This window comes from Sphingopyxis chilensis, from assembly GCF_035930445.1.
In the GTDB taxonomy this organism is placed as follows: Bacteria; Pseudomonadota; Alphaproteobacteria; order Sphingomonadales; family Sphingomonadaceae; genus Sphingopyxis; species Sphingopyxis chilensis.
The window spans coordinates 2,393,422-2,415,966 of sequence record NZ_CP142394.1 but is presented as its reverse complement, the minus strand read 5'-3'; the positions used below and the strand labels follow the sequence as shown (position 1 = coordinate 2,415,966).

The window sequence follows — 22,545 nt, the reverse complement described above, 5'->3', positions numbered from 1 at the left end:
TTGCCAAGATGTTCTCAACGGCGCGCTTGACGGCGGCCGATCAAAATGGCAATCGCCGCCGACCTTGGCGATGCGGGTATAGCATAGTGGTAATGCTCTAGCCTTCCAAGCTAGCTAGGCGGGTTCGATTCCCGCTACCCGCTCCAAAACTGCTAATCTATTATAATTATTCAGTTTTATTGCCATTTCGGACTGGGTAATGCTCGGCTTTGGCAGGAATCGGCTGATAGCGGACCTTCGTATGCCGCTGCGCTAATGTCTCGAAACGACCGGAAGTGGACATTCTTTTGAACCGTCACCCCGGACTTGATCCGGGGTCCACGACTTCAACGCCGCAGTGGATCCCGGATCAAGTCCGGGATGACGAAGGTCTGAAAACGACCGATTGCGGACATTGGAAGATTGCGGCACTATTCGGCGAATGAAACCCTCACCGTCCAAATCCGAACGCATGGAGTTGCGCAGGGCGATCGGGAATAGGGTCATCGCTCGCCCCTATGTCCCACCTTATCATCGCGGCCCGGAATTTCTTGTAGCTCACGCATGCTTCGATTGTCGAAAATCGTGGAAGCTGCCTGAGGAAAGCACCGGAACTTGTCCGCAGTGCGGAAAATCAGCGCACTGGATGGGACGAGCTTTCAAGACCCCGAAGAAAACGGACGTTGATCAGTGGAGAAAGGTCGAGGCACTGTGGCGCGCCGGGTTTCGGTTCTTGCCCAATACCGGCTGGCGAGAAGTCGAACCCTATCCGGAACAGTTTCGCGACGTAGCGAAGTTCATCGCTGATAATCCGATCCATCCATTTCGAGTGGAGAGCTGACGTCCGCTTCCCACCCCATATCGGCCGTTCGCTGCCGATATGGCGGCAATGGCGGCTAACGACCGTTTGCGGACATTAGAGGTTGCGGCGTTTCTGTCGTTTCGGTCGTTTGTCCTGCCTCCATATGTGAATCGGCTGGACCGGCGCACCGATGATTGCGCAGGCAACATTCCGTCCAACCTGCACTAAGACCGAACTTGCCACGTACCCAATCAATATGGCGGCAGCGATAGCGGCCATCGCTAGAGTTTCATTCCACTGACCGGTCACCCGTCCGACGATGAGCCCGAGGCCAACGGGTCCCAGGAGGACTGCAAACTTGGCAAGAAGGCCCGGGATAATGAGCCACCGGGTGGCTCGTCGTCGATACGAAGGGAGATACGAGTGCGCGTTGAGAACTGCCAAAGCGAATACACCGATAACCCATAGGCCGACCGCACGAAATGCAATGGCTTCCGTTGTCAAACTGCTCATCGTCGGCATTGTAGTAGCGGTATGTACGTCCGCTTTCCACCCCATTTCGGACGTTCACGCCCGATCCTGGCGAACGTCCGAAATGGGGTGGATAGGGGACTATCGGGTTTCAGATACCTTACACAACAAAGCGGACATCGGTCATCGCTGTCGGGTCGTGGAACTTTGACAAATCCAATCGTAGAAATACCTGCACGCCTCGGCCTCGGTCATGAAAACCCGTCGTTCGTTCTTGTGCCCACGCTCGCTGTAAAAGGTTTCCCAACCCTCTGAACAAGGCTTCAACACGTAGACCTCCGAGTCTTCATGGCTGCCTATGTTGTACGCATCTGGCCTGATCTTACTTTCCTTCAGCAAGCGAATTAAATCATCAGTCAACGACGAGGTTACAACCTTGGCTTCGCCAATGACGCGGCCCTCCCAGAGATAGAAGCGACCAGCCTGCAGCATTGCGTGAACTGCTTCACTTGGAGACAGAAATACGAACCGGAGCCGCCGATTTGTTCCGGGCAGCAAAGGTTCGTCGCCGATGTCTGGCCAAGCATCATATCCGACGCGAGGTTCATCCAAAGAGGTTAGGCATGGACAACCCCAGCCCTGATAGGCGGCCGTCTTTTTGCCGCCGCTTGCAGTCTCGTACATTCGCACGTCAGCAATAATATGCTGGCGGTTTTTGGGATTGCGATCTCGCTGGTCCATAATCCATCATGCAAGGCTCAGTGGATGTCCGCAACTGAGATGCAAACATTGCCGACTGAGTGGCCATAAACGGTCGATTGCCGTCATAACCCCAGATCGTGACCGAATGACCGAAACGGGGTGGTTAGCTGTCATTCGATCGCGCGCTTTTTGATGAAAGTCTCCGCGACTTTTGATCGCGGAAAAAATTTCAAAACATCGTGGAGTATTCGTCTCGCGGCCTTCGCGGCGGGAGTGTCGCAACTGATAGGCCGCGGCAGGCCAAACACCCCATACATCTCGTCTGAAGCTGAAAAACCGACCGCAATTTCAGGTGGGTCATGAACCCATCGTCGCACGCAGCCTGATGGACGAACGTCGGTTTCGATACCCTTCAGCTCCTCAGGGCGAATGCGCCACAACTGCTTTCGCGCTTTTATCGCTACATCGGGAGGTAGAACGAAAACCTCTCTTCCGATCACTTTATCGTCGGGTCGAAATGTGTGCGTGACGACGAGTGAGTTGTTCGATGCCAATTCATACGAAAGAAAATCCTCGCCAAATCCTTCGCCACCAAACCCCCGATTTATCTCTATTTTCTCTCGCGACAGCATCTCTTCTGAAGGAAGCGCAGTGCCATCCACCAGGCGATCCTCTGCCTTCACTGCCTGATTGGTGCAGGAAGCTGCCAACAGCCCCAAGGCAACCGCCGATCCCGTTGAGCGCGAAAAAATTGTGAAGGCACATCGCATCAGCACATCCTGCCGATTGTCAGCGACGTCCGCAATCGGTCGATTCCGGTCATTCGCCCCAGATCGGGTCTGATTGGTCGGAATGGTAGCAAGCGATCACTCCCAGTTCTTTCCTGTCTCCGCCCGCACGCCGGCGATCAATCCCTCATAGACCCGGTTCATGAAGTTGCGCCCGTCGATCGGCTTCTTCAACAGCACGGCGACACCAAAACCATCGTGCAGGAACGGCCTGATATCGTCCTTTACGCCTTCTGACATATTCCAGTCCCGCCACTCTTGAATGACTGCCTTACGATGCTCAAGTGGACCGAGGCTTGTCGCGGCATCCATTGCGCCTTCGAGCGATCCGTAATCGATGTCGAAGTCCTGATGGAAGTGACCCGCCATCAGATTGTGTAGCAGAGGCCAACGCTCTTCCGCATACTTCCAAAATTCGCGCCGCCGTCTCGCCATGTTGGAATGATGCCATCCTCACTTGACGTCCGCAATATGGTCGTTTGCGGACATAGCGCGGCGGTCGCCGATGAACGGCAGGAACGCTGCAGCTCCCCAGTTCACTGTAGAGTTGGTTCGGCGCAGAAAGCGGGAATCGAATTGTCATGTCGAGCCGCGTTTTCTGAGGTTTACGCGCTGGCCAAAATCAAGGTACGCTGAAAGCCGATTCCCGCTACCCGCTCCAAGCCTTCTGAACCACCGACACCGGCAGGTCTGACTGTTCGCCGTAAGCTTCCACAATGTTTTCGACGGTTCCGTCTGGTTTGGGGTCGCGTTCGCCATGTGCTTCCCCCGATGCGGCGGGACGCCGCATATCGCTAGGCTGGCGCGGACTTAGGGTATAGAGCGGCTATGGGACGAAAGCCCCGGGGAGGGTGAATGAAGCGGTTGGTTGCTCTGGCTCTGTTCGCTGCGATGACTCCGGCCGACAGCGCGGCCTTTCAAGCGCGCGAGAGCCTCGCGGGTGGCAATTCCTATTATAATCAGTGCGTAGCGGCGGCGAAATACGATAGCGCCTGCATCGGATATTTCATGGGAATCGCCGATGCGCCGGTGATGAACGCGGAGAAATCGCCCGAGGAGGCCATTTACTGCCTGCCGGCCGGGGCGACCTATGAGCAGAACAGGGAAGTGTTCCACAAATATCTTCGGGGCAATCCGGAGATCCGGCAGGTATCGACGCATCTGCTGTTCATGATCGCGATGAACACGTCCTTTCCTTGCAAGAGCTCGCCCAGTCTCTCGGTGGACCGGGCCACGGGCGAAGTGTTCATGTCGGCGCCCAAGGCGCAATAAGGATGCGACCGGGAAATTGAGGGCGAGCTTTCCGCGCCGCGTCGATCCGTTGCAGGATTTCCCTTCCGATATCAGCGCGCAGGTTCGATCGCGAGCAATTCGACCGTGAACAGCAGGGTCGCGCCGCCGGGGATCGGGCCCTTTCCGTCGGGGCCGTAGGCGATCTGCCAGGGGATTGCGAATTCGACCTTGTCGCCGACACCCATCAATTGGACACCCTCCTGCCAGCCGTCGATCACGCGATTGAGCGGAAAGGTCGCCGGTTCGCCGCGTGCGACCGAACTGTCGAACTCGCGGCCGTCGGCGAAGGTGCCGACATAATGGACCGTCACCTCATCCGCCGGGCCGGGGTGTGCGCCGCTGCCGTCGCCGGCGACGCGGCGCCAGCGAAGTCCGCTCGGGGTCACGCGCCAGCCATCGGCGCCGTTTCGTTCGGCGAGGGCGGCCATCTGTTTGTTCAGATAGGCGGTTCCTTGTGTCGCAGGCGCTTCCCCGGGCTGCGCCAACGCTGCAGCGGAAAGGCACAGGGCGATTGCGGCAGCCGCGAGCGGCCGGTTGGGCGATGGCATAGGCATGAAACTCCCTCGAAAGATGTCCGCATAAACGCATCGCGAGCACGATAGGCAAGGGGCTATCTGCCGGAAGGCCGGAACTTTCGCGCAGGGGCGTCGTTGTCCTTTCGTATCGACAATCAGAGATTTGAGGCGCGGCCCCCGGCCGTTTCCCCCTCGAAAGCCGTGGGCTTTCGAAGCCGGTGCCGCGCGCAAATGCCAAGGAGACTTCAGATGTTCAAATGGGCTTTGATCTTCGCCGTGATCGCGCTGGTCGCCGCAGTGCTCGGCTTTGGCGGCGTCGCCGGTGCGGCAGCGGGTGTCGCCAAGATCCTGTTTTTCGTCGGCCTGGCGCTCGTCGTGCTGTTCCTGATCCTCGGTTCGGCCGCCGCGCGGAAAATAACGTAAAAAAATCGGAACGCGGCGGGAACCATCAGCGGCCCGCCGCGTTTCATCTACCTGCTTGATCGAAAGAATGAGCAGGATATGACTTCTGTCTTCGGACGAAGTCTAGGGAGCCCCGCCGCAGAAATGCGACGGGGCTTACTCGTTTCTAGGCGGGAAAGGCTTCTCGGACGCGGCGTTCGAGCACTGCGAGCGGGATGCGACCCGCGCCCAGCACGACATCGTGGAAGCGTTTGATGTCATAGCCCGGACGCTTCGATACCTCATCGCGCGCTCTGCTGATCGCGATCTGGCCGACCTTGTACGAACACGCCTGCCCCGGATAGACGATATAGCGGTCGATTTCGGTGCGCGACGCGCTCGGCGAGTTCGACGAATTTTCGACCATATAGTCGATCGCCTGTTCGCGGCTCCACCCCATCGAATGAAGCCCGGTATCGACGACGAGGCGCGACGCGCGAAAGGCATAAGAGGCGAGGTAGCCGATCTTGCCGAGCGGATCGTCGTCATACATGCCAAGCTCTTCGGCCACCTGCTCGGCGTAGAGGCCCCAGCCTTCGCCATAGGCGGTGACCGACGCCGCCTGCCGGTAGAGCGGCAGTTCGCTGTCCTCGAACTTCAGTGCCCCTTCGAACAAATGACCCGGCGCGCCCTCGTGATAGGCGAGCGTGGGGAGCGTGTAGCGCGGCCATTCGGCGGTATCGCGCAGGTTGATGAAGAAGATGCCGGGGCGCGAGCCGTCGGGGGTGCCGGCCTGCGCCGAACCGCCGGGCGCGCCGATCTCGATCTCTGGAGGGACGCGCCGGATTTCATAGGGCGCCTTGGGCAAGTGGCTGAACACCTGCGGCAGGCGGCCGCGAATCTTGACGAGCAGGCCGTTCAAATAGGCGAGCATCTCGGCGCGGCCGGCGTCGTCGTTCGCGAAGAGCTGGCCCTCTGCCTTGCCGAGAGCGTTTAGCCGGTCGCGGATGCTGCCCTTCGTATAGCCCTGCGCCTTGAGCAGCGTGTCTATCCGCGACGTCAGGTCGGCGACCTGCTCGCGGCCGATGCGATGGATTTCGGCGGCACCGAGGTTCGTCGTCGTATGCTGTGCGAGCGTCGCGGCATAATAGGCCTCGCCATCGGGCAGGCGCGCGACGCCGGCGTCTGTCCCCGCTCGGGGCAAGAGTTCGGTCAGCGCGTCGATCTGTCGTGTCAGCGCGGCGCGGATCGGCCCTTCGAACACCGCCGCCGCGCGCTCGCCATAGCCCGACAGGCCGATGACGGCGCTCCGTTTCGCGATCGACGAGACGAGCGTCTTGTCCGCGACGTCGCCGTCGCGCAGGCGGCCGAGCTGCTGAAGCGCCTGGTCGAGGATGAACCGCGGTGCGACGACGCCCATCCCGGCATTCGCCTTGACGATTTCGGTGTCGGTGTCGAACAACGCGGGGATCGCCTGGAGCCGCAGCATGTAGGCGTCGGCATCGGCCTTTGTCGCGACCGGATGCTGGCTGTCGAGGAATGTGCTGACCCCGGTGTAAAAGCCGCCGAGCTGGGTAACGCCATAGGGGCCGGGGCGGTGGCCGAAGCCGCCGGTATGATAGGGGAAGCGCGCGAGCCGCTGCCGCGTGACGAGGTCGAATTCGGCGCTGTCGTGCGCGATGCGCGCCGCCTCGCCGAGCGTATCGCCCTTGATCGCGCGGACGGCAGCGAGGTCGCGGTCGATCTGGCGGGTCCGCGCCTCGCGCGCGGCAGGCGACCAGTCGGGAAATTGCGCGCGGAGCGCGGCGCGGACGCCGGTGTCGATGCCGAGCGAGGTGGCGCGCGTCGGCTCGTCGCGCAGCCCCTGTTCGAATTGGGCGGAAAGCAGCGCATCGAGGCGCGCGTCGCCGTTTTCTTGCGCCCATGCGGGGCGTGCGATCGATGCGACGGCAAGGCCGCCCATCGCCGCGAGAATGGTCCGTCGATCGGGCGCCGTGTCGGTCATGCGATTCTCCCTCCTGCTTTTACGGCGCGAGCGTAGGGGCAGTGCATCGCCGCCGCAACATGCTGAGGCTGCTGTGAAACTTTCGGTGCCGCAGCTGGGCGCCGGTTCGCTGACCCGTCCAACTTCCGCGATGAACGGCATGTGGTGGGGGGATCGATGCTAGCCGCTGATTCGTTGATCGGCGGTAGGGACATGTTCCAATGACGGAGAATGAAATGAGAATATTCAAAAAGACGGCGATAACTTTCGCGGCCCTGTCGGTCGTTGCTGCCCCGGTCGCGGCCTCGGCCGCATCGAGCGCGCCGCGCGCGGCGTCGGTCGCTGCGGGAGCAAACGAGCTTGAGGGCAATTCGAGCTGGATCATCGGGCTTGTCGGCCTGCTGGTCGGCGTTGGCGCGATCATCCTCGTCGCCGATAATGACGAAGATTCACCCGTCAGTCCCTGACGATGGTGGTTCGGGGCCGGTCCGTGACTTTGGTGCGGATCGGCCCCGTCCGCTTGCGCGCCCATGAACGGCGCGCCCTTTCTGCGACATTTTGCGACATTTTTTCGATGATCCGGCAACGGGCTGGTACAAGTCGCGGCTAAAACGCCTTCATCGGGACCCGCCTCTCCCCCCGCAAGGTCCCTCGAAGGAGTTCGCTCACATGACCATGAAAATCCCTCTTTTGACGCTGGGCGCGGCCTTGATTGCCGTGCCCGTCCTCGCCGCCCCCGGTGGCGGCGATCGTAATGCGGTGCAGACCCGCGCCGAGGTGCAAACCACGGCCACCGAGATGTTCGCGAAGCTCGATGCCAACAAGGACGGCAAACTCGACGCCACCGATCGCGCTGCCAAACGTGCCGAGATGCAGGAGAAGAAGTTCGCTCGCCTCGATGCCGACGGCGATGGCAGCATCAGCAAGGCCGAATGGGACCAGCATGGTGCGGACCGCGCCGCCAAGCGCGGTGAAAGGCGCACCGATGCCGGCGATGCCGGCAAGGGCAAGCGCCACGGCATGCGCGGCCATCACGGCAAGCGGGGCGGCCATCATGGCATGATGATGGGCAAGGCCGATACCGATGGCGACAAGGCGATCAGCCAGGCCGAGTTCCAGACCGCGGCGCTCGCGCGCTTCGATGCGGCCGATGCGAACAAGGACGGTCAGGTGACGCCCGAGGAACGCAAGGCCCAGCGCGGCGCGTGGCGCGCCAAGCGCGGTGCGGCCCCGGCTGCTCCGGCAGTCGAATAAGCCATTTGGCAGGGGCCTTTCAGGTAACGACAGGCCATCCCCCTCCCGGCATTGCCTTTGCCGCCGGTCCCTGCCAGCTATCGCCCACCGGTCCCCGCGGACCGGTGGGCGAACTAGCATCTTTTTGACGGAAACCCGATGACCGATAGCGATACGCCGCGCATCCTGCTGATCGACGATGAACCGTCGATCCGGGAACCGCTCGCCGAATATCTGACCGCGCAGGGCTTTATGGTGGTCGATGCGGCAAGCGCCGCCGAGGCGCGCTCGGTGCTGCGTGCGCAGACGGTCGACCTTGTCGTCAGCGACATCATGATGCCCGGCGAGGACGGACTGTCGCTCACGCGCCACCTGCGCGAGACCAGCAGCATTCCTGTCATCCTGCTCACGGCGCGCGCCGAGGATACCGAACGCATCATCGGGCTGGAGATCGGTGCCGACGATTATGTCGTCAAACCCTTCAACCCGCGTGAACTGGTGGCGCGAATCCGCACCGTATTGCGGCGGACGCAGGCAGGCGGCCGCGCGATCGACGGAGGCGGGACGAGCTATGCCTTTGGCCCGTGGGTGCTGCGCGAGGTCGAGCGCGTGCTTGTCGACGAGGCAGGCGAGGAAATAGCGCTGTCGTCGGGCGAATATCATCTGCTGCATGCGCTGGTCCGCCATCCGCGGCAGGTGATGAGCCGCGACCGGCTTCTCGATCTCGTCCGCGGGCGCGAGGCCGATATCTTCGACCGCGCGATCGACAATCTGGTCAGCCGCTTGCGCAAGAAGATCGAAGTCGATGCCGCGCATCCGCAGATCGTCAAGACCGTGTGGGGCGGGGGCTATACGCTCGCCTGCGAAGTGAAACGGATGGGACCCGCCGCGTGAAGCTGCGCCTGTGGCCCCGCAGCCTCGTCGGCCAGCTCGTCTTCGCCGTCGCGGTGATGCTTTTCGTCGCGCAGGCGATCAATTTCACTTTGCTCGCGCGCGGGCAGAAGCAGCAGTTTCTTGCGCATGGAGGCGGGATGGCGGTCGCGCGGATCATCGACGCCGTCGAGCGCGACCGGCGCGGCGAGTACCGCGCACGCCGCGAAGACCGAAACCAGGACCGGCGCGGGCGCGAGCGCGGCCCGAAGCTCGTGATATCCGAAACGCCGATCCCGGTGCCCGCCGGCGCGACGCGGATGCCCGATCTTGCCGACTATGTCTCGGGCCTGCTGCACGATGCCGAGGTCCAGGTCGAAGCGGTCGATGCCTGGATACTGCCCGCGCGTTCGCGCTTGCAACGTCCCAATTTCCCGGGCCGGATCGTCATCGTCTCGGCAAAGGTCGATGGCCGCCATTTCGCGGTGCGCAGCCGGATCCAGGTCGGCGGCGACCGGTTGCAGGGCTTTCTCGTCTGGCAGACGCTCTCGCTCTACCTCCTCCTCCTCGTCCCGGTCATGCTGATCGCGTGGCGCGTCGCACGGCCCTTGCGCGACCTGACACGCGCCGCCCGCACCAATCCGGCGCTGCGCGACGCGCCGCCGCTCGAAGAGGAAGGGCCGTCGGACATGCGCGACCTCATCGCCGCCTTCAACGCCTATCGCGGCCGGATTTCGACGATGCTGTCCGACAAGGACCGGATGCTCGGCGCGGTGGGTCACGATCTGCGAACCCCGCTCGCCAGCCTGCGCGTGCGCGTCGAGCAGGTCGACGACGACGCGCTGCGCGACAAGATGATCGCGAGCATCGAGGAAATGACCGCGATGCTGACCGATATTCTGGCATTGGCGCGGTCGGGCGCAGGAACCGAGGCGCAGGAACGCATCCCGCTCCGCGAAATGGTGGGGGAACTCGCGGCCGATTATCAGGAACGCGGCAAGGATGTCGCGATCGGCGACATTGCCGATGCCGACGTGCTGGCGCGGCCGATGCTGCTCAAGCGCGCATTGCGCAACCTTACCGACAATGCGGTGGCCTATGGGATGCGCGCGCGGCTGTCGGTGCGGGTCGAGGCCGGGCAGGCGCGGATCATTGTCTCGGACGACGGCCCCGGCCTGACCGAAGAGCAGATCAGGACGCTGATCGAACCCTTCGCGCGCGGCGAACAGTCGCGCAATCGCGCGACGGGCGGCGCCGGGCTGGGCCTGTCGATCGCGCGCGATATCGCCGAGGGCGAGGGCGGGGCGCTGACGCTGGCCAACCGCGCAGGCGGCGGGCTCGATGCGGTGATCGCCTTGCCGCTGGCGCCTTAGGGAAGGCGGCGCCCGATCCTGTTGGCCACGGGACGGTCCTGACCCGGCGCGGCGCACCGCTTCAATATGCGTTCATCTTGGCTTTGCTACGCCGTCGATCCAAAGGAGAACGGCCATGCTTATCCGTTTTGCCGCTTTCGGCGTTTCGGCGCTGTTATTGAGTGGCGTCCCTGCGGCAGCCGATCCCGGAGACTATCGGGAAGATTACCGCAAGAAGCATTGGGAGACGGTCGCCGATTGCGACAAGAAGCTCGATGAAGCGAAGGCTCGGCGCGAGTTCCGTCAAAAGGCCTTCGAGTGCGACCGTGAATTGGCCAAGCTCGACGATGAGCGCCGCCGGGAAGCCGCGAAGGAACGGCGCGAAGCCGAGAAGAAATGGCGCGAGCGCCATCATGACGGCCCGAACGACGATTACGGCTGGGACGACTGACGCATATCGTCACGCATAAATTGCGATCGCCTGACTGCCGCTGAGGATCGGCTCGCCGGCGCGGTTCCACAGCATCATGTCCTGCACCGACAGACCGTGGCGCGCATAGCCGGTCTTCGCCGAGAGCAGCCACCATCCGTCATCGGTTTCGGGCGTCCCGGTGAGCATGTTCACCGTCCAGTTCATCGAACTGATCGGGCCGAACTGGCTGAACAGCGCCATAGCGGCGGGAGGCAGCGCGTCGCCCATCGCGAGCAGCGCGACTGCGGGATGGCAGGCGGGTTCCTCGACGAAGCGCACCCAGGTCAGATATTCGCCGACCTCGCTTTTCCACGCAAAGCGCGGACCCGTCGTGGGGCGCATATCGAAATGGCGCGTGAAGGACGGGCGCGCATGATGCTCGGGCACCGGCGCCAGCGTCTCCGGATCGGGCGTATCAGGCATCGTCAGCCGGTTGTGATCGAGATGGCTTTTCCGCTCGCCCGAGAAAGCGAAGACCGCGGCGGTGCCGAAGCCCTGATCGCTCGACACGCCGGCGTCGATGAACAGCGAGGATTTCGACTGGCGCAGCACGCGCGTTTCGACCGTGCAGTCGCCTCCTACGGGGCCGACGAAACTGATCTGCGCATAGCGCAGCGGCGTCTCGGTCGGATGCAGCGCCATCGTGCCCGCGAGCGCGACCGCCGAGCTGATCCCGCCATAGGCGGTTCGCCCCTGCATCCATCCTTCGTCGATATGCGCCTTCGCCACGCCCTCTTCGGTGCGCAGCGTCGAGAGCAGCGCGTCGAGCGCGCTGGGGCAGGTCGTCATCTTGTCTTCAGTCCTCTAGTCGGAAGGTCAGCCCGGCGTTCGCCGTCAGCCGCTCGATCAACGCGTCGCCGAGCAGCGCGCCCGGTGTCCACACGCCGCCCGCGCCCTTGTTTTCGAGCAGCGCCATCCCCGTTTCGGCGAGCATTTTCGACGTCGAGCCATAGCCGGGGTCGCGGTCGCCCTGCACCGAAGCGCGCACCGTGGTGCCGTCGGGATATTCGCCGATGAAAAGGATGTCGTAGAAGCCGTTTTCGCGCTCTTCCTTGCTCGGCCCCTCGCCGGGCTTGAGCTGCGAGTCGCCGAAGGGATTCGCCTTTGCCATCGCTTCGGCCATCGCCTTTCCGGCGTCGCCGATCGTCGTCATCACCATCTCGTCATAGACGAGATCCGCGCCCCATTGATGGCCGAGCAGGAAATTGGTGCGGTGGACATTCTTCGTGTTGATCGGCGCCATGACGAAGGGCGCCGTCCAGGTGCCCGTCGCGCCGTCATATTCGGGGATGAGGCCGGTCGGTTGCGACGGTCCCTCGAAACCGGGGGTCAGCGCAAAGGAGGATTTGAGCAGCAGCGCGAGCGACGGTTTCTTGGCGATGGCCTTCAGCGTTTCGGTCAGGCTCGCGATCGTGCCGCCCGAGGCACCGCCCGCCATCTTGCGGACGCGCCCCTTGACGCGCGGCGCGGGCTTGCCGTGGCGCTTCACCGCTTCGGCCTGGAGGAACAGCACTCCGAGATCGAAAGGAATCGAGTCGAAGCCGCAGCTGAAGGTGATCCGCGCGCCAGAGGCATTGGCGGCGGCTTCATGCGTGTCGATCATCTCGCGCATCCAGCCCGGTTCGCCGCAAAGATCGGCATAGGCGGTGCCGGCGCGGACGCACGCGGCGACGAGTTCGCTGCCATAGAGCTGGTAGGGGCCGACGGTGGTGAGCACGACCTTGGTGCTCGCGGCCATCTTGTCGAGGCTCGCGGGGTCGCTCGCGTCGGCGACGATCAACGGCGTCTCCTCGCTGGCGCCGATCAGGTCGCGCACCTCGGCGAGCTTGTCGAGACTGCGCCCTGCCATCGCCCATTTGGGCGCATCCTTGCGGCCCTTGTAATGCGCTCCAAGATATTCGGCGACGAGCCGGCCGGTAAAGCCGGTCGCACCGTAAACAATGATGTCGAGATCGCGGGACGCCATGGCAAACCCTCCCTTTACGTAAACGTTAAGTGGAGGCTAGCGCAGGCGCGGGTGCTTGCCAAGCGCGAAGCGTCAGCGGCGCCAGAAGGGGCGCTTTTCGACCACCACGGGCGCGCCGACCGCTTCGGCGCGGCCTTCGGCGCGCGCGGCGCGCACCTCGGCCTCGGTCGCGTGAACTTGCGCCCGGTGCGCCGCAAGCTCGTCGCGGCGGCGCTGGCGCAGCGCGTCGTAACTCCAGCGTGTGTGCCCATAGCCGAAGAGGCAGAGGAGCCCGCCTGCGATCGCGAGATTCTTCATCGCCGTCATCGCCTGCACCGGATCGGTGAATTCGCGGTGGAAAAATAGGATGGTAAGGAGAACGAAGGCGGCGAGCAGGATCGACCAGAGGCGCGTCGCTACGCCAAGCGCGAGGCAGGCGCCGGCGATCAGTTCGAAGAGGCCGGTCGGGATGGCGAGACCGCCGGGAAGGCCCACCGCCGAAATCATCGCATTCGTGTCGTTGACGTGGATCAGCTTGTTGATCCCCGACACGATGAAAATCACGGCGATGAACAGGCGGCCGAAAAAGACGGCGATCATGGACATGGATAATCCTCCTCTGGCGGCCCCGTCCGCTTGTGGAGAGAGGACGCGCGGGGAGGCGATGGGTTCCCCGTCAGCGCGGGGTGAAGACCAGTTCGGCGACCTCGCAGTCGCTGCAATCGAGCGCGCGCAGCGTCGCGGCGCCGGGTCCGGCGGGCAGGTCGAGGTCGGCGAGCTTCACCGTCCGCCAGGCGGTGCCCGCGGGAATGGCGATGCCGCGCTCGTCGATCCCGATGCGGCCGCCCCTGGCAGATCGCACGCGCGCGGACACGGTCCAGCGGCCGGCCGTCGCGACATCGGCGCTGTAGCGCATCCATTCGCCCGTCACGAAGTCGCCGACATAGGGCGCGCCGCCCGCGTCGCGCGCGATATCGACGCCGTCGTTGCGATAGGCGGCGCCATTGTTCCACGGCGTCCGCTCGTCGCCGGTGGCGACGTGATAATTGGCGTCGACCGTGTCGTGATAGGCGACGCCCGGCGGCCCGAGGTCGTAATCGACGGCGGGAATGGTCAGCGTTTCATCGCCCAGCCTGCGCGTTTGGAATGCGCGATAGCTCGCATCGTGCGGCTGGCGGAACATCGCGTCGATGACATCGGGCTTGGGGATATTCTTCTCGAAGCGCGCGCTGTCGGCGAGCTGCATCATCGCGGCGAAGGCCTCGTCGGCCGGGGGTTTCTCTCCCTTGCCGGTCATCCATGCCACGATCTTCATCCAGCCGTCGCCGGCGACGATCTCGAGCGGCTGGTTGAAACCGATCTTCTTGAGCGGCCAGAAATTCCAGCCGATGCCGCCCTCTTCGACGAGCGCGATCGCGTCGCGATACCATGCGTTGCTGTTCTCGCCCGACTCGCCGAGCCAGATCGGGCGGTTATAGCTGCTGCGCAGCGCCTTGATTTCGGCGATGCTGCTTTCGTCATTGCGATTCCAGTATTTATGGAAACTGAGCACCATATTGGCGTCCCAAGCGGGCGGCAGACCCTTGTAATTATTGCCCCAGCAATTGCCCTCGATGATCACGATATGCTTGGTATCGACCTCGCGGATCGCTTTCGTGATGCGGTGCTGGAGGCTCCAGACCGCCTTGTTCTCGGTCTCGTCGCAGCCATTGCCCTTGCCGGGAGTCGCGAAGCTCCAGTTGGGCTCGTTGATCAGGTCATAGGCGCCGATCCACGGCTCGTCCCTATAGCGCGCGGCGAGCTTGCGCCACAGCGCGACGGTCTTGCGCTGGTTCTCCTCGCTTTGCCACAGCGAGGGCTTGTCGGGGTCGCGGTCGGAAATGGCGAGGTCGTTGCCCTGGCCGCCCGGTGCGGCGTGGAGATCGAGGATCAGGTAGATGCTATTCGCCTTGCTCCATTCGAGCAGGCGGTCGATGCGCTCGAAACCTTCCTCGTTCCATGTATCCTCCCCCCGCTTCGGCTCCTTGTCGGCGGGCAGGGTGAGCTGGTCGAAATGGATCGGCAGGCGCACCGAGTTGAAACCCCATTTCGCCATCGCGTCGATGTCGGCGCGGGTCGTGTGATTGTCGAGCCAGGCGCGATAGAATTGCGCGGTGCGCTCCTCGCCGACGAGTTCGACCAATTTCGCGCGAATCTTGTGCTGCTGCCCGACCTCGCCAAGCTTCAGCATATAGCCTTCCTGAAGCATCCAGCCGCCGAGCCCCATGCCGCGCAGGATCACAGGCTTGCCCGATCCGTCCACGATCGCTGTCCCTTCAACCTTCAGAAAGCCTTGGGCGTGTGCGGCGGCGGAAGGAAACAGCGCGGCGAGCGTGAGTGCGGCGGCACGGAATTTCATGACCTCATCCCCATTTTCGATTTATGGGAACGTTATCAATTTTAGCGCGTGACGCAAACCGATCTTTGTCATTGCGAGCGTAGCGAAGCAATCTCCAGCAACGTTCATTCACGACGATAGCTGGAGATTGCCGCGTCGCCTTCGGCTCCTCGCAATGACGAGGTCACTCAAAGCTTGGGCAGCGTGACGCCCTTTTGCCCCATATATTTGCCCGCGCGGTCGGCGTAGCTCGTCTCGCACGGCTCGTTGCCCTGCAGGAAGAGGAACTGGCACGCGCCTTCATTGGCGTAAATCTTGGCGGGCAGGGGGGTGGTGTTCGAGAATTCGAGCGTCACATGGCCTTCCCAGCCGGGTTCGAGCGGGGTGACGTTCACGATGATGCCGCAGCGCGCATAGGTCGACTTGCCGAGGCAGATGACGAGCACGTCGCGCGGGATGCGGAAATATTCGACCGTCCGCGCGAGCGCGAAGCTGTTCGGCGGGATGATGCAGACGTCGGTCTCGCGATCGACGAAATTCTTCGGGTCGAAATCCTTGGGATCGACGATCGTCGAATCGACGTTGGTGAATATCTTGAATTCGGGCGCGACGCGCGCGTCATAGCCATAGGAGGAGAGGCCGTAGCTGATGCAGCCGTCGCGGCGTTGCGCCTCCACAAAGGGTTCGATCATGCCCTGCGTCTGGGCGGCTTCGCGAATCCAGCGGTCGGAAAGAATGGCCATGGTGTCTCTTGTAAGCGCGGCGCGTTTTGCGCAAGCGGTCAGTCGATGAGGCCGAGATCCTTGGGCCCGAAGGCCGCGGGAAGCAGCTGGCTGAGCCGGTAGCTCTTGACCGCGCTGCCGTCGCCCGAGGCGCAATGGACGAGAATATCAACCTTCGACCGCTCGGCCGCTTCGTTGAGGATCTGGCGGCAGCGACCGCACGGATTGACCGGGTCGGCGCCCATCAATTCCTCGCCGTGGGGGCGCCCGCCGATGATCGCGACCTCGGCGAGCTCGCCGATCCAGCCCTCGTTGACGATCTTCGCCACCGCCACGGTCTCGGCACAGAGGGTGAGGCCGTAGCTCGCATTTTCGACATTGGCGCCGGTGACGATATCGCCATTTTTGAGCAGTAGCGCCGCACCGACGTGGAAGCCCGAATAGGGGGCATAGGCGCGGATCGCGGCGTCGCGCGCCGCGTCGATCAGCGCATCACGGGTATCGGTCATCGCATCTCTCCTTGCGGGCGCAGCACATTCCAGCCGACGGTGCCCGTCGCGCCCGACAGGCGGACATAGTCGTTCGCCTGCCACATCGCCCACGGATGCGCGCCATAATCGGGTTCGAAAAAGTCGCGGCGCAGCCAGGTCGTGCGCGCGATGCCCCGCGTCACCTTGTAATCGCTCTCGAATGCCGGGCCGGGCGCGATCAGGCTTTGCTTGCCCATATGCGCCTCGATCTGCGCGAGGAAGGTAGCGAGTTCGGACAGGAGCAGCGCGCGCGTCGGGCGATCGGGGCAGCGGTCGTCATAGTCGAGCCAGACCACGGCGGGCAGCATGTCGGCGCGGCGCGGCACATGGCGGATGAAATTGGCGGCCTGGTCGGTCGCGAGCTGGCAGAGGCTGTAGCGGTGGATTGCGCCCGCCTGCACGCCTGCGTCGCGCGCGCCGGCCATGTTGCGCGCGAATTTCGGGTCGATACCGCCCAACCCGTCGGTCGCAGCGATATAGGCGAATTCGGCGCCCGCGGCCTTGATCGACCCCCAATGGACGTCGCCATTGCCCGCGTCGATTGTCACGCCCTGCGTTGGATAGACGGCGCGGTCGGGCGTCCAGCGCGCCGCCCACCAGAGCGCGAGGCCCGCAGCGAGGAGAAGCAATACGACCGCGGCGCCGATCCGGCGCAGCGTGCGCCCGATCGCGGCGCGCCATGCGGCTGCGGTCTGCGCTGCCTTTCCACCCCTGATCGCCCCCGTTGCCATGATCAGCCCTTGATGTGCAGCACGCAGATCAGCGTGAACAACCGCCGCGCGGTGTCGAAATCGACCGCGATCTTGCCGTCGAGCCGATCCATCAGCAGTTCGGCAGCCTCGTTGTGCAGCGCGCGCCGCGCCATGTCGACGGTTTCGATCTGCTGCGCGGTCGAGGTCTTGATCGCCTGATAATAGCTGTCGCAGATTGCGAAATAGTCGCGGATGGGGCGGCGGAAACGGCCGAGGCCGAGAATGATCGCCTCGAGCGGCGAGCCATCTTCGCGAGCGATTTCAAAAATCAACCGGCCGTCCTCGACACGCAGCATCAAGCGATACGGACCCGCATAACCGTCGGGATGGCCGCGTTGCGGCACGAACTTGTTATCCTCGATCAGGTCAAAGATCGCGACGCGGCGCTCCTGCTCGACGTCGGGATTGCGCCAGACGATCGACCCTTCGTCGAGTTCGATCGAAATGATCCGCTGTTTGGAGGGGTCTGCGTCGTTCATGCTGTCCGTGCTTCTACTTGGCGCGCCGCGAAGGGCAAGGGGGCGACTTATTCACAGCAACCCACAGTTATGATAGCCTGTCGGGCATCGCCTGTTGCGCCGTTCGAAGCGGCAACGCATGAGGGTCGCCATGCCAGAACTAGCCCTGATCCCGACCCCGGCAAACACCGGGGATGAGCGCCAATTACCCCGTAATATCGAGGCTGAGGCCGCGTTTCTCGGCGCGATCCTGATCGACAACCGAGTCGTAGAGGATCTGCCCGTCGCGCTCAGCCCCGAGCATTTCTTCGAGCCGCTGCACGGTCGCATCTTTCAGCAGACGATGGCGCTGATCGAGCGCAACAGCATCGCGACGCCGGTGACGCTGAAGCCATATTTCGAGGCCGACGAGGCCATGAAGGCGGTCGGCGGGGTCGGCTATCTGGCGCAGCTGACGGGCAGTGGTGCCGGGCTGATCGGTGCCCGCGACTTTGCGCGGCAGATTTTCGACCTTGCGCTGCTCCGCGAGCTCGCGGGTGTCGGGCGCACGCTCGTTGAAAATGCCCTCGATACCAGCGAGCGCGTCGATCCGCAGGCGCAGATCGAGGAAGCCGAGACGGCGCTTTACCGCGTCGCCGGGGGCGAGGCCGAGATGGGATCGGTCAAGAGCTTCAGCCAGGCGAGCCTCACCGCGCTGCAGGCGGCCGAGCGCGCATTGAATTCGGGCGGCCACCTGTCGGGGATCACCACCGGCATCGCGAGCATGAACGCCAAGATCGGTGGCATGCACAATTCTGACCTGATGATCCTCGCGGGCCGCCCGGGCATGGGCAAGACCTCGTTCGCAACGAACATCGCCTATAACGCCGCCGAACGCTGGCGCCGCGACGAGGACGACGGCATCCCGGCCGAGAAGAATATGGGCGCGAAGGTCGCCTTCTTCAGCCTCGAAATGTCGGCGGACCAGCTCGCGACGCGCGTGCTCGCCGAACAGTCGGGGGTGTCGGGCGAGGCGCTGCGCATGGGCAAGATCAGCAAGGAGCAGTTCCAGCAACTGAGCCGCGCGGCGCAGCAGCTCCAGACCTTGCCCCTGTTCATCGACGACACGCCGGGCCTGACGATCGCCGGTTTGCGCACGCGCGCGCGGCGGCTGCAGCGGCGGCACGGCATCGGCTTCATCGTCGTCGATTATCTCCAGCTGCTGCAAGGTTCGTCGAAAAGCGGCGACAATCGCGTCCAGGAAATTTCAGAAATTTCGCGTGGCCTGAAGACCTTGGCGAAGGAACTTCATGTCCCCGTGATGGCGCTGTCACAGCTCAGCCGTCAGGTGGAAAGCCGCGAAGACAAGCGCCCGCAGCTGTCCGACCTTCGCGAATCGGGCTCGATCGAGCAGGACGCCGACATGGTGCTCTTTGTGTTCCGCGAGGATTATTATGTCGCGGCGAAGGAGCCCAAGCGCCCGGTCGAGGGCGACGATGTGAAGATTCACGCCGCGCACGAGGAATGGGCGGCCGAGATGGAGCGCGTCTTCGGGCTCGCCGAGGTCATCGTGGCGAAATCGCGTCACGGCTCGACCGGCAAGGTGCGCCTGCACTTCGAGGCGAAGACGACCAAGTTCAGCGACCTCGCCGACGACAGCATGGCGTTCGAGGATTATGAGTGAGGGTTGATCCCTAAGTTCGATCAGAACGCCGGGTCGTTCGCCGGGTCGTCGCCGAGCGGCGTCACCGCTTCGTGGATGCCGCACTCGGTCTTGTCCCAGCCGCGCCAGCGGCCCGAACGCGGGTCTTCGCCCGGCTTGACCTTCGACGTGCAGGGCGAGCAGCCGATCGAGGGATAACCTTCGGCCTCGAGCGGGTGGCGCGGCAGGTCGTGCGCCTCGAAATATTCATCGAGCTGCTCGCGCGTCCAGTTGGCGAGCGGATTGAATTTGAGGCGGCCGGTGGTGCCGTCGAGTTCGAAGCGCGCGAGGCCCTGCCGCGTCGATGACTGGAAACCCTTGCGCCCGGTGATCGACGTGTCGAAATCGGCGAGGGCCTTTTCCAGCGGCTTGACCTTGCGAATTTCGCAGCAGCCGTCGGGGTCGTAGGACCAGCGCAGCTCGGTCGCGTCCTTCTTTGCGAGTTCCTCGGCATCGGGCGCCAGGTTGACGATGTTGAGCTTCAGTTTCGCGGCCAGTTCGTCGCGATAGGCGAGCGTTTCGGGGAAATGCTTGCCGGTATCGAGGAACAGCACGGGCATGTCGGGCGCAGCCTGCGCCACGAGATGGAGCAGCACTGCGCTTTCGGCGCCGAAGCTCGACACGATCGCGGTCTCGCCGAGCAGGCCCGCGCCGATCACGCTCGCGACGACTTCGGCGGCGTCCTGACCGCGGAACAGGTTGTTGAGGCGGATGACGTCGGCCTGCGTGAAGCGGGGCGCGACGTCGATGCGGTCGCGGGTGCGGTCTTCGCCGGCTTTGGGGAGAGAGTGTTTCACGTCAGCCATGCCTCAGCTTCCATATCGGCACCGCGCCGTCGGCGGCGCCCTGATAATGTTCGGGCCAGCGCGACAGCGCCGCCTCGACGTCCGCAGGGTTGAGGTCTTTTTCGGGTGCGAATGTATCGAAGCCGCAGCGCTTCATATAGGCGATCTGGTCGACGAGTACGTCGCCCTGCGCGCGCAGCTCGCCCGCATAACCCGCCTCGCGCAGGATGCGCGCGGAGGAATAGCCGCGGCCGTCGCGGAATTTGGGAAAGGCGACCTCAATCAGCTTCAGCCGGTCGAGATAAGGGATGAGCGCGCGCGCATCCTCATCGCTTTCGAGCCGGACCGCCGTCGCGTTCGACTGTGACAGAAAGGCATCGAGGGTGACGCAGGGCTCTTCGCCTTGCTGATCGCTTCGGGCGTCGGTCATGCGGCGTCTCCGGAAATGCGGGCGATTACCTTGATTTCGAAGGTGAAGCCGGAAAGCCAGGTCACCCCGACGGCGGTGATGTTCGGATAGGGCTTCTCGCCCCAGTTAGCCCCGAGCACCGGAAAGATCGTCTCGAAATGCTTGTCGGGATCGATCATGAACAAAGTCACGTCGACGACCTCGTCGAAGCTCGACCCGGCGGCTTTCAGGATCGCGTTGAGATTGTCGAACGCCAGCTGCACCTGCGCCGCGAGGTCGGGTTCGGGTGAGCCGTCGGTGCGCGCGCCGACCTGTCCCGACACGAACAGGAATCCATTCGACCGGATCGCGGGCGAATAGCGATGCGCTTCGTACAGGGCGTGGGGTTCGGGCGGGAAAACCGCGTCGCGCTCAACCATAGATCGCCTCCTTGAACGGGGCCATGCCGACGCGGCGGAAGGTGTCGACGAAACGCTCCCCCTCGGTCCGTTCGGCGAGATATTTGTCGGTAACGCGCTCGATCGCGTCGACGATGCCGTCCTCGTCGAAGCCCGGGCCGGTGATCGTGCCGAGCGACACGTCCTCGGCGCCCGATCCGCCGAGCAAAAGCTGGTAATTCTCGGTACCTTTGCGATCGACGCCGAGGATGCCGATGTGGCCGGCATGATGATGGCCGCACGCGTTGATGCAGCCCGAAATCTTGAGCTTGAGCTCGCCGAGTTCCTTCTGGCGGCCGAGGTCCGAAAAGCGCGCCGCAATCTTCTGCGCGACCGGGATCGAGCGCGCGTTGGCGAGGCTGCAATAATCGAGCCCGGGGCACGCGATGATGTCGCTGATCAGGTCGAGGTTCGGCGTCGCGAGCCCCGCTTCGTCGAGCTTTTGCCAGATCGCGTAAAGATCGGCCTTGCGGACGTGCGGCAGCACGATGTTCTGCGCGTGGGTGACGCGGAGTTCGTCATGACTGTACGTCTCGGCGAGATCGGCCATCAGGTCGATCTGCGCCGACGAAGCATCGCCGGGGATGCCCCCGACGGGCTTCAGGCTGATGTTGACGATGGCGTGGGCCGGCACCTTATGCATCGCGACATTCTGGTCGACCCACACCGCGAAGTCGGGATCGCTGCGGTCGATGGTGTCGGGCGCCGACGCGTCGAGCGGCGGCGGCGCGAATTGCGCCGCGATGCGGTCGAACTCGGCCTTCGGCGGGTCGATGCCGAGCGACTTCACATGCGCCCACTCTTCCTCGACCTGGCGGCGATATTCGTCGGCGCCGAGTTCGTGGATGAGGATCTTGATGCGCGCCTTGTAGATATTGTCGCGGCGGCCATAGCGGTTGTAGACGCGCAGACACGCCTCGGCATAGCTCAGCATATCTTCGAGCGGCACGAATTCTTTGATCAGCGGCGCGATCATCGGGGTGCGGCCCATGCCGCCGCCCACGTAAAACGCAGCGCCGTGCTGACCATCCTTCTCGACGATCTGGATGCCAATGTCGTGCAGGCGCATCGCGGCACGATCTTCGTCGGCCGCGATGACGGCGATTTTAAATTTGCGCGGCAAATAGCTGAATTCGGGGTGGAAACTCGACCATTGGCGGAGCAGCTCGGCCCACGGCCGCGGGTCGGTGATTTCATCCGCGGCGGCGCCGGCCCACTGGTCCGAGCTGATATTGCGGATGCAATTGCCGCTGGTCTGGATCGCGTGCATCTCGACCGACGCGAGGTCGGCGAGGATCGCGGGGGCGTCCTCCAGCTTGATCCAGTTATACTGGATGTTCTGGCGCGTGGTGAAATGGCCGTAATCGCGGTCGTACTTGCGCGCGATATGCGCCAGCATCCGCATTTGACGACTGTCGAGCGTCCCATAGGGCACCGCGACGCGCAGCATATAGGCGTGAAGCTGGAGGTAGAGGCCGTTCATCAGCCGCAGCGGCTTGAACTGGTCCTCGGTGATCTCGCCCGCGAGGCGGCGGCGCACCTGGTCCGAAAATTCGGCGACGCGCGCGTCGACCATCGCATGGTCATATTCGTCATATTTGTACATG

Annotated in this window: 25 protein-coding genes and 1 tRNA gene; 9 read left to right on the top strand and 17 right to left on the bottom strand. The window is 63.5% G+C overall.

Features of this window, described 5'->3' with window-relative positions:
- Positions 1-72: 72 nt before the first annotated feature.
- A tRNA-Gly gene (locus VSX79_RS11220) sits at positions 73-146 on the top strand.
- A gap of 1,289 nt (positions 147-1,435) precedes the next feature.
- Here VSX79_RS11220 and VSX79_RS11215 read toward each other — a convergent pair.
- The 3 genes from VSX79_RS11215 to VSX79_RS11205 all read right to left on the bottom strand — a co-directional run bounded on the left by VSX79_RS11215 (position 1,436) and on the right by VSX79_RS11205 (position 3,177).
- Entirely contained in the window at positions 1,436-1,993 is a 558-nt protein-coding gene (locus VSX79_RS11215; protein WP_326913375.1) for a hypothetical protein, read from the bottom strand.
- A gap of 131 nt (positions 1,994-2,124) precedes the next feature.
- Entirely contained in the window at positions 2,125-2,724 is a 600-nt protein-coding gene (locus VSX79_RS11210; protein ID WP_326913374.1) for a hypothetical protein, read from the bottom strand.
- A 96-nt stretch (positions 2,725-2,820) separates the two neighbouring features.
- Positions 2,821-3,177: a contact-dependent growth inhibition system immunity protein gene (locus VSX79_RS11205; protein ID WP_326913373.1), complete on the bottom strand. Its 357-nt coding sequence runs from the start codon at positions 3,175-3,177 to the stop codon at positions 2,821-2,823.
- Between the two features lie 420 nt (positions 3,178-3,597).
- Here VSX79_RS11205 and VSX79_RS11200 point away from each other — a divergent pair, with 420 nt between their 5' ends.
- Positions 3,598-4,014, top strand: a complete 417-nt coding sequence (locus VSX79_RS11200; RefSeq protein ID WP_179495423.1) for a Rap1a/Tai family immunity protein — start codon at positions 3,598-3,600, stop codon at positions 4,012-4,014.
- Between the two features lie 71 nt (positions 4,015-4,085).
- On the opposite strand, the gene VSX79_RS11195 is transcribed toward VSX79_RS11200, so the two are convergent.
- A complete protein-coding gene (locus tag VSX79_RS11195; protein WP_257018079.1) occupies positions 4,086-4,589 on the bottom strand; it encodes an FKBP-type peptidyl-prolyl cis-trans isomerase in 504 nt (167 codons plus the stop codon).
- A gap of 210 nt (positions 4,590-4,799) precedes the next feature.
- Between VSX79_RS11195 and VSX79_RS11190 the strand changes: the two genes are divergently transcribed.
- A complete protein-coding gene (locus tag VSX79_RS11190; RefSeq protein ID WP_179495424.1) occupies positions 4,800-4,973 on the top strand; it encodes a DUF1328 domain-containing protein in 174 nt (57 codons plus the stop codon).
- A gap of 145 nt (positions 4,974-5,118) precedes the next feature.
- Here the strand turns inward: VSX79_RS11190 and VSX79_RS11185 are convergent, their stop codons facing one another.
- Complete coding sequence (locus VSX79_RS11185) at positions 5,119-6,936, bottom strand: DUF885 domain-containing protein (RefSeq protein WP_326913372.1); 1,818 nt, start codon at positions 6,934-6,936, stop codon at positions 5,119-5,121.
- Positions 6,937-7,151: 215 nt separating this feature from the next.
- On the opposite strand from VSX79_RS11185, the gene VSX79_RS11180 reads away from it, so the two are divergent.
- The 5 genes from VSX79_RS11180 to VSX79_RS11160 all read left to right on the top strand — a co-directional run bounded on the left by VSX79_RS11180 (position 7,152) and on the right by VSX79_RS11160 (position 10,821).
- Positions 7,152-7,382, top strand: a complete 231-nt coding sequence (locus VSX79_RS11180; protein WP_179495428.1) for a hypothetical protein — start codon at positions 7,152-7,154, stop codon at positions 7,380-7,382.
- 202 nt (positions 7,383-7,584) lie between these two features.
- Positions 7,585-8,169 carry an EF-hand domain-containing protein gene (locus VSX79_RS11175; protein WP_326913371.1) on the top strand — a complete coding sequence of 195 codons (585 nt, stop codon included), beginning with the start codon at positions 7,585-7,587 and terminating at the stop codon, positions 8,167-8,169.
- 138 nt (positions 8,170-8,307) lie between these two features.
- Positions 8,308-9,042 carry a response regulator gene (locus VSX79_RS11170; protein ID WP_179495432.1) on the top strand — a complete coding sequence of 245 codons (735 nt, stop codon included), beginning with the start codon at positions 8,308-8,310 and terminating at the stop codon, positions 9,040-9,042.
- Positions 9,039-10,391, top strand: coding sequence for a sensor histidine kinase (locus tag VSX79_RS11165; protein WP_326913370.1), 1,353 nt, complete (start codon positions 9,039-9,041; stop codon positions 10,389-10,391). The genes VSX79_RS11170 and VSX79_RS11165 overlap by 4 nt, the downstream gene beginning before the upstream one ends.
- 115 nt (positions 10,392-10,506) lie before the next feature.
- On the top strand, positions 10,507-10,821 hold the full coding sequence (locus tag VSX79_RS11160) for a hypothetical protein (RefSeq protein ID WP_179495434.1): 315 nt from the start codon (positions 10,507-10,509) through the stop codon (positions 10,819-10,821).
- Positions 10,822-10,830: 9 nt separating this feature from the next.
- Here the strand turns inward: VSX79_RS11160 and VSX79_RS11155 are convergent, their stop codons facing one another.
- The 8 genes from VSX79_RS11155 to VSX79_RS11120 form a co-directional block, all read right to left on the bottom strand.
- On the bottom strand, positions 10,831-11,631 hold the full coding sequence (locus tag VSX79_RS11155) for an acyl-CoA thioesterase (protein WP_326913369.1): 801 nt from the start codon (positions 11,629-11,631) through the stop codon (positions 10,831-10,833).
- Positions 11,632-11,638: 7 nt separating this feature from the next.
- Entirely contained in the window at positions 11,639-12,808 is a 1,170-nt protein-coding gene (locus VSX79_RS11150; RefSeq protein ID WP_179495438.1) for a saccharopine dehydrogenase family protein, read from the bottom strand.
- A 72-nt stretch (positions 12,809-12,880) separates the two neighbouring features.
- Complete coding sequence (locus VSX79_RS11145; RefSeq protein ID WP_326913368.1) at positions 12,881-13,393, bottom strand: DoxX family protein; 513 nt, start codon at positions 13,391-13,393, stop codon at positions 12,881-12,883.
- 70 nt (positions 13,394-13,463) lie between these two features.
- On the bottom strand, positions 13,464-15,185 hold the full coding sequence (locus VSX79_RS11140) for a cellulase family glycosylhydrolase (RefSeq protein WP_326913367.1): 1,722 nt from the start codon (positions 15,183-15,185) through the stop codon (positions 13,464-13,466).
- A gap of 167 nt (positions 15,186-15,352) precedes the next feature.
- The gene (gene dcd / locus VSX79_RS11135) at positions 15,353-15,907 is read right to left on the bottom strand and encodes a dCTP deaminase (protein WP_093512738.1); all 555 of its coding nucleotides are present in this window, start codon (positions 15,905-15,907) and stop codon (positions 15,353-15,355) included.
- A gap of 38 nt (positions 15,908-15,945) precedes the next feature.
- The gene (locus VSX79_RS11130; protein ID WP_179495446.1) at positions 15,946-16,395 is read right to left on the bottom strand and encodes a cytidine deaminase; all 450 of its coding nucleotides are present in this window, start codon (positions 16,393-16,395) and stop codon (positions 15,946-15,948) included.
- Positions 16,392-17,147, bottom strand: a complete 756-nt coding sequence (locus VSX79_RS11125; protein ID WP_179495447.1) for a glycoside hydrolase family 25 protein — start codon at positions 17,145-17,147, stop codon at positions 16,392-16,394. Before VSX79_RS11125 ends, VSX79_RS11130 begins: the two co-directional genes overlap by 4 nt.
- A gap of 2 nt (positions 17,148-17,149) precedes the next feature.
- Positions 17,150-17,647, bottom strand: a complete 498-nt coding sequence (locus VSX79_RS11120) for a UPF0262 family protein (protein WP_179495448.1) — start codon at positions 17,645-17,647, stop codon at positions 17,150-17,152.
- Between the two features lie 130 nt (positions 17,648-17,777).
- On the opposite strand from VSX79_RS11120, the gene VSX79_RS11115 reads away from it, so the two are divergent.
- Positions 17,778-19,289 (top strand): replicative DNA helicase, encoded by a 1,512-nt coding sequence (locus VSX79_RS11115; protein ID WP_179495449.1) that lies wholly within the window; start codon positions 17,778-17,780, stop codon positions 19,287-19,289.
- Between the two features lie 20 nt (positions 19,290-19,309).
- Here VSX79_RS11115 and VSX79_RS11110 read toward each other — a convergent pair whose 3' ends face one another.
- From VSX79_RS11110 to VSX79_RS11095, 4 genes are read right to left on the bottom strand one after another with little or no spacing between them, the layout of a single operon-like run.
- Positions 19,310-20,113, bottom strand: a complete 804-nt coding sequence (locus VSX79_RS11110) for a phosphoadenylyl-sulfate reductase (protein WP_179495450.1) — start codon at positions 20,111-20,113, stop codon at positions 19,310-19,312.
- Positions 20,106-20,522, bottom strand: a complete 417-nt coding sequence (locus VSX79_RS11105; RefSeq protein ID WP_179495451.1) for a DUF934 domain-containing protein — start codon at positions 20,520-20,522, stop codon at positions 20,106-20,108. Before VSX79_RS11105 ends, VSX79_RS11110 begins: the two co-directional genes overlap by 8 nt.
- On the bottom strand, positions 20,519-20,920 hold the full coding sequence (locus VSX79_RS11100; protein WP_179495452.1) for a RidA family protein: 402 nt from the start codon (positions 20,918-20,920) through the stop codon (positions 20,519-20,521). The genes VSX79_RS11105 and VSX79_RS11100 overlap by 4 nt, the downstream gene beginning before the upstream one ends.
- A complete protein-coding gene (locus VSX79_RS11095) occupies positions 20,913-22,544 on the bottom strand; it encodes a nitrite/sulfite reductase (RefSeq protein WP_179495454.1) in 1,632 nt (543 codons plus the stop codon). Before VSX79_RS11095 ends, VSX79_RS11100 begins: the two co-directional genes overlap by 8 nt.
- Position 22,545 lies beyond the last annotated feature (1 nt).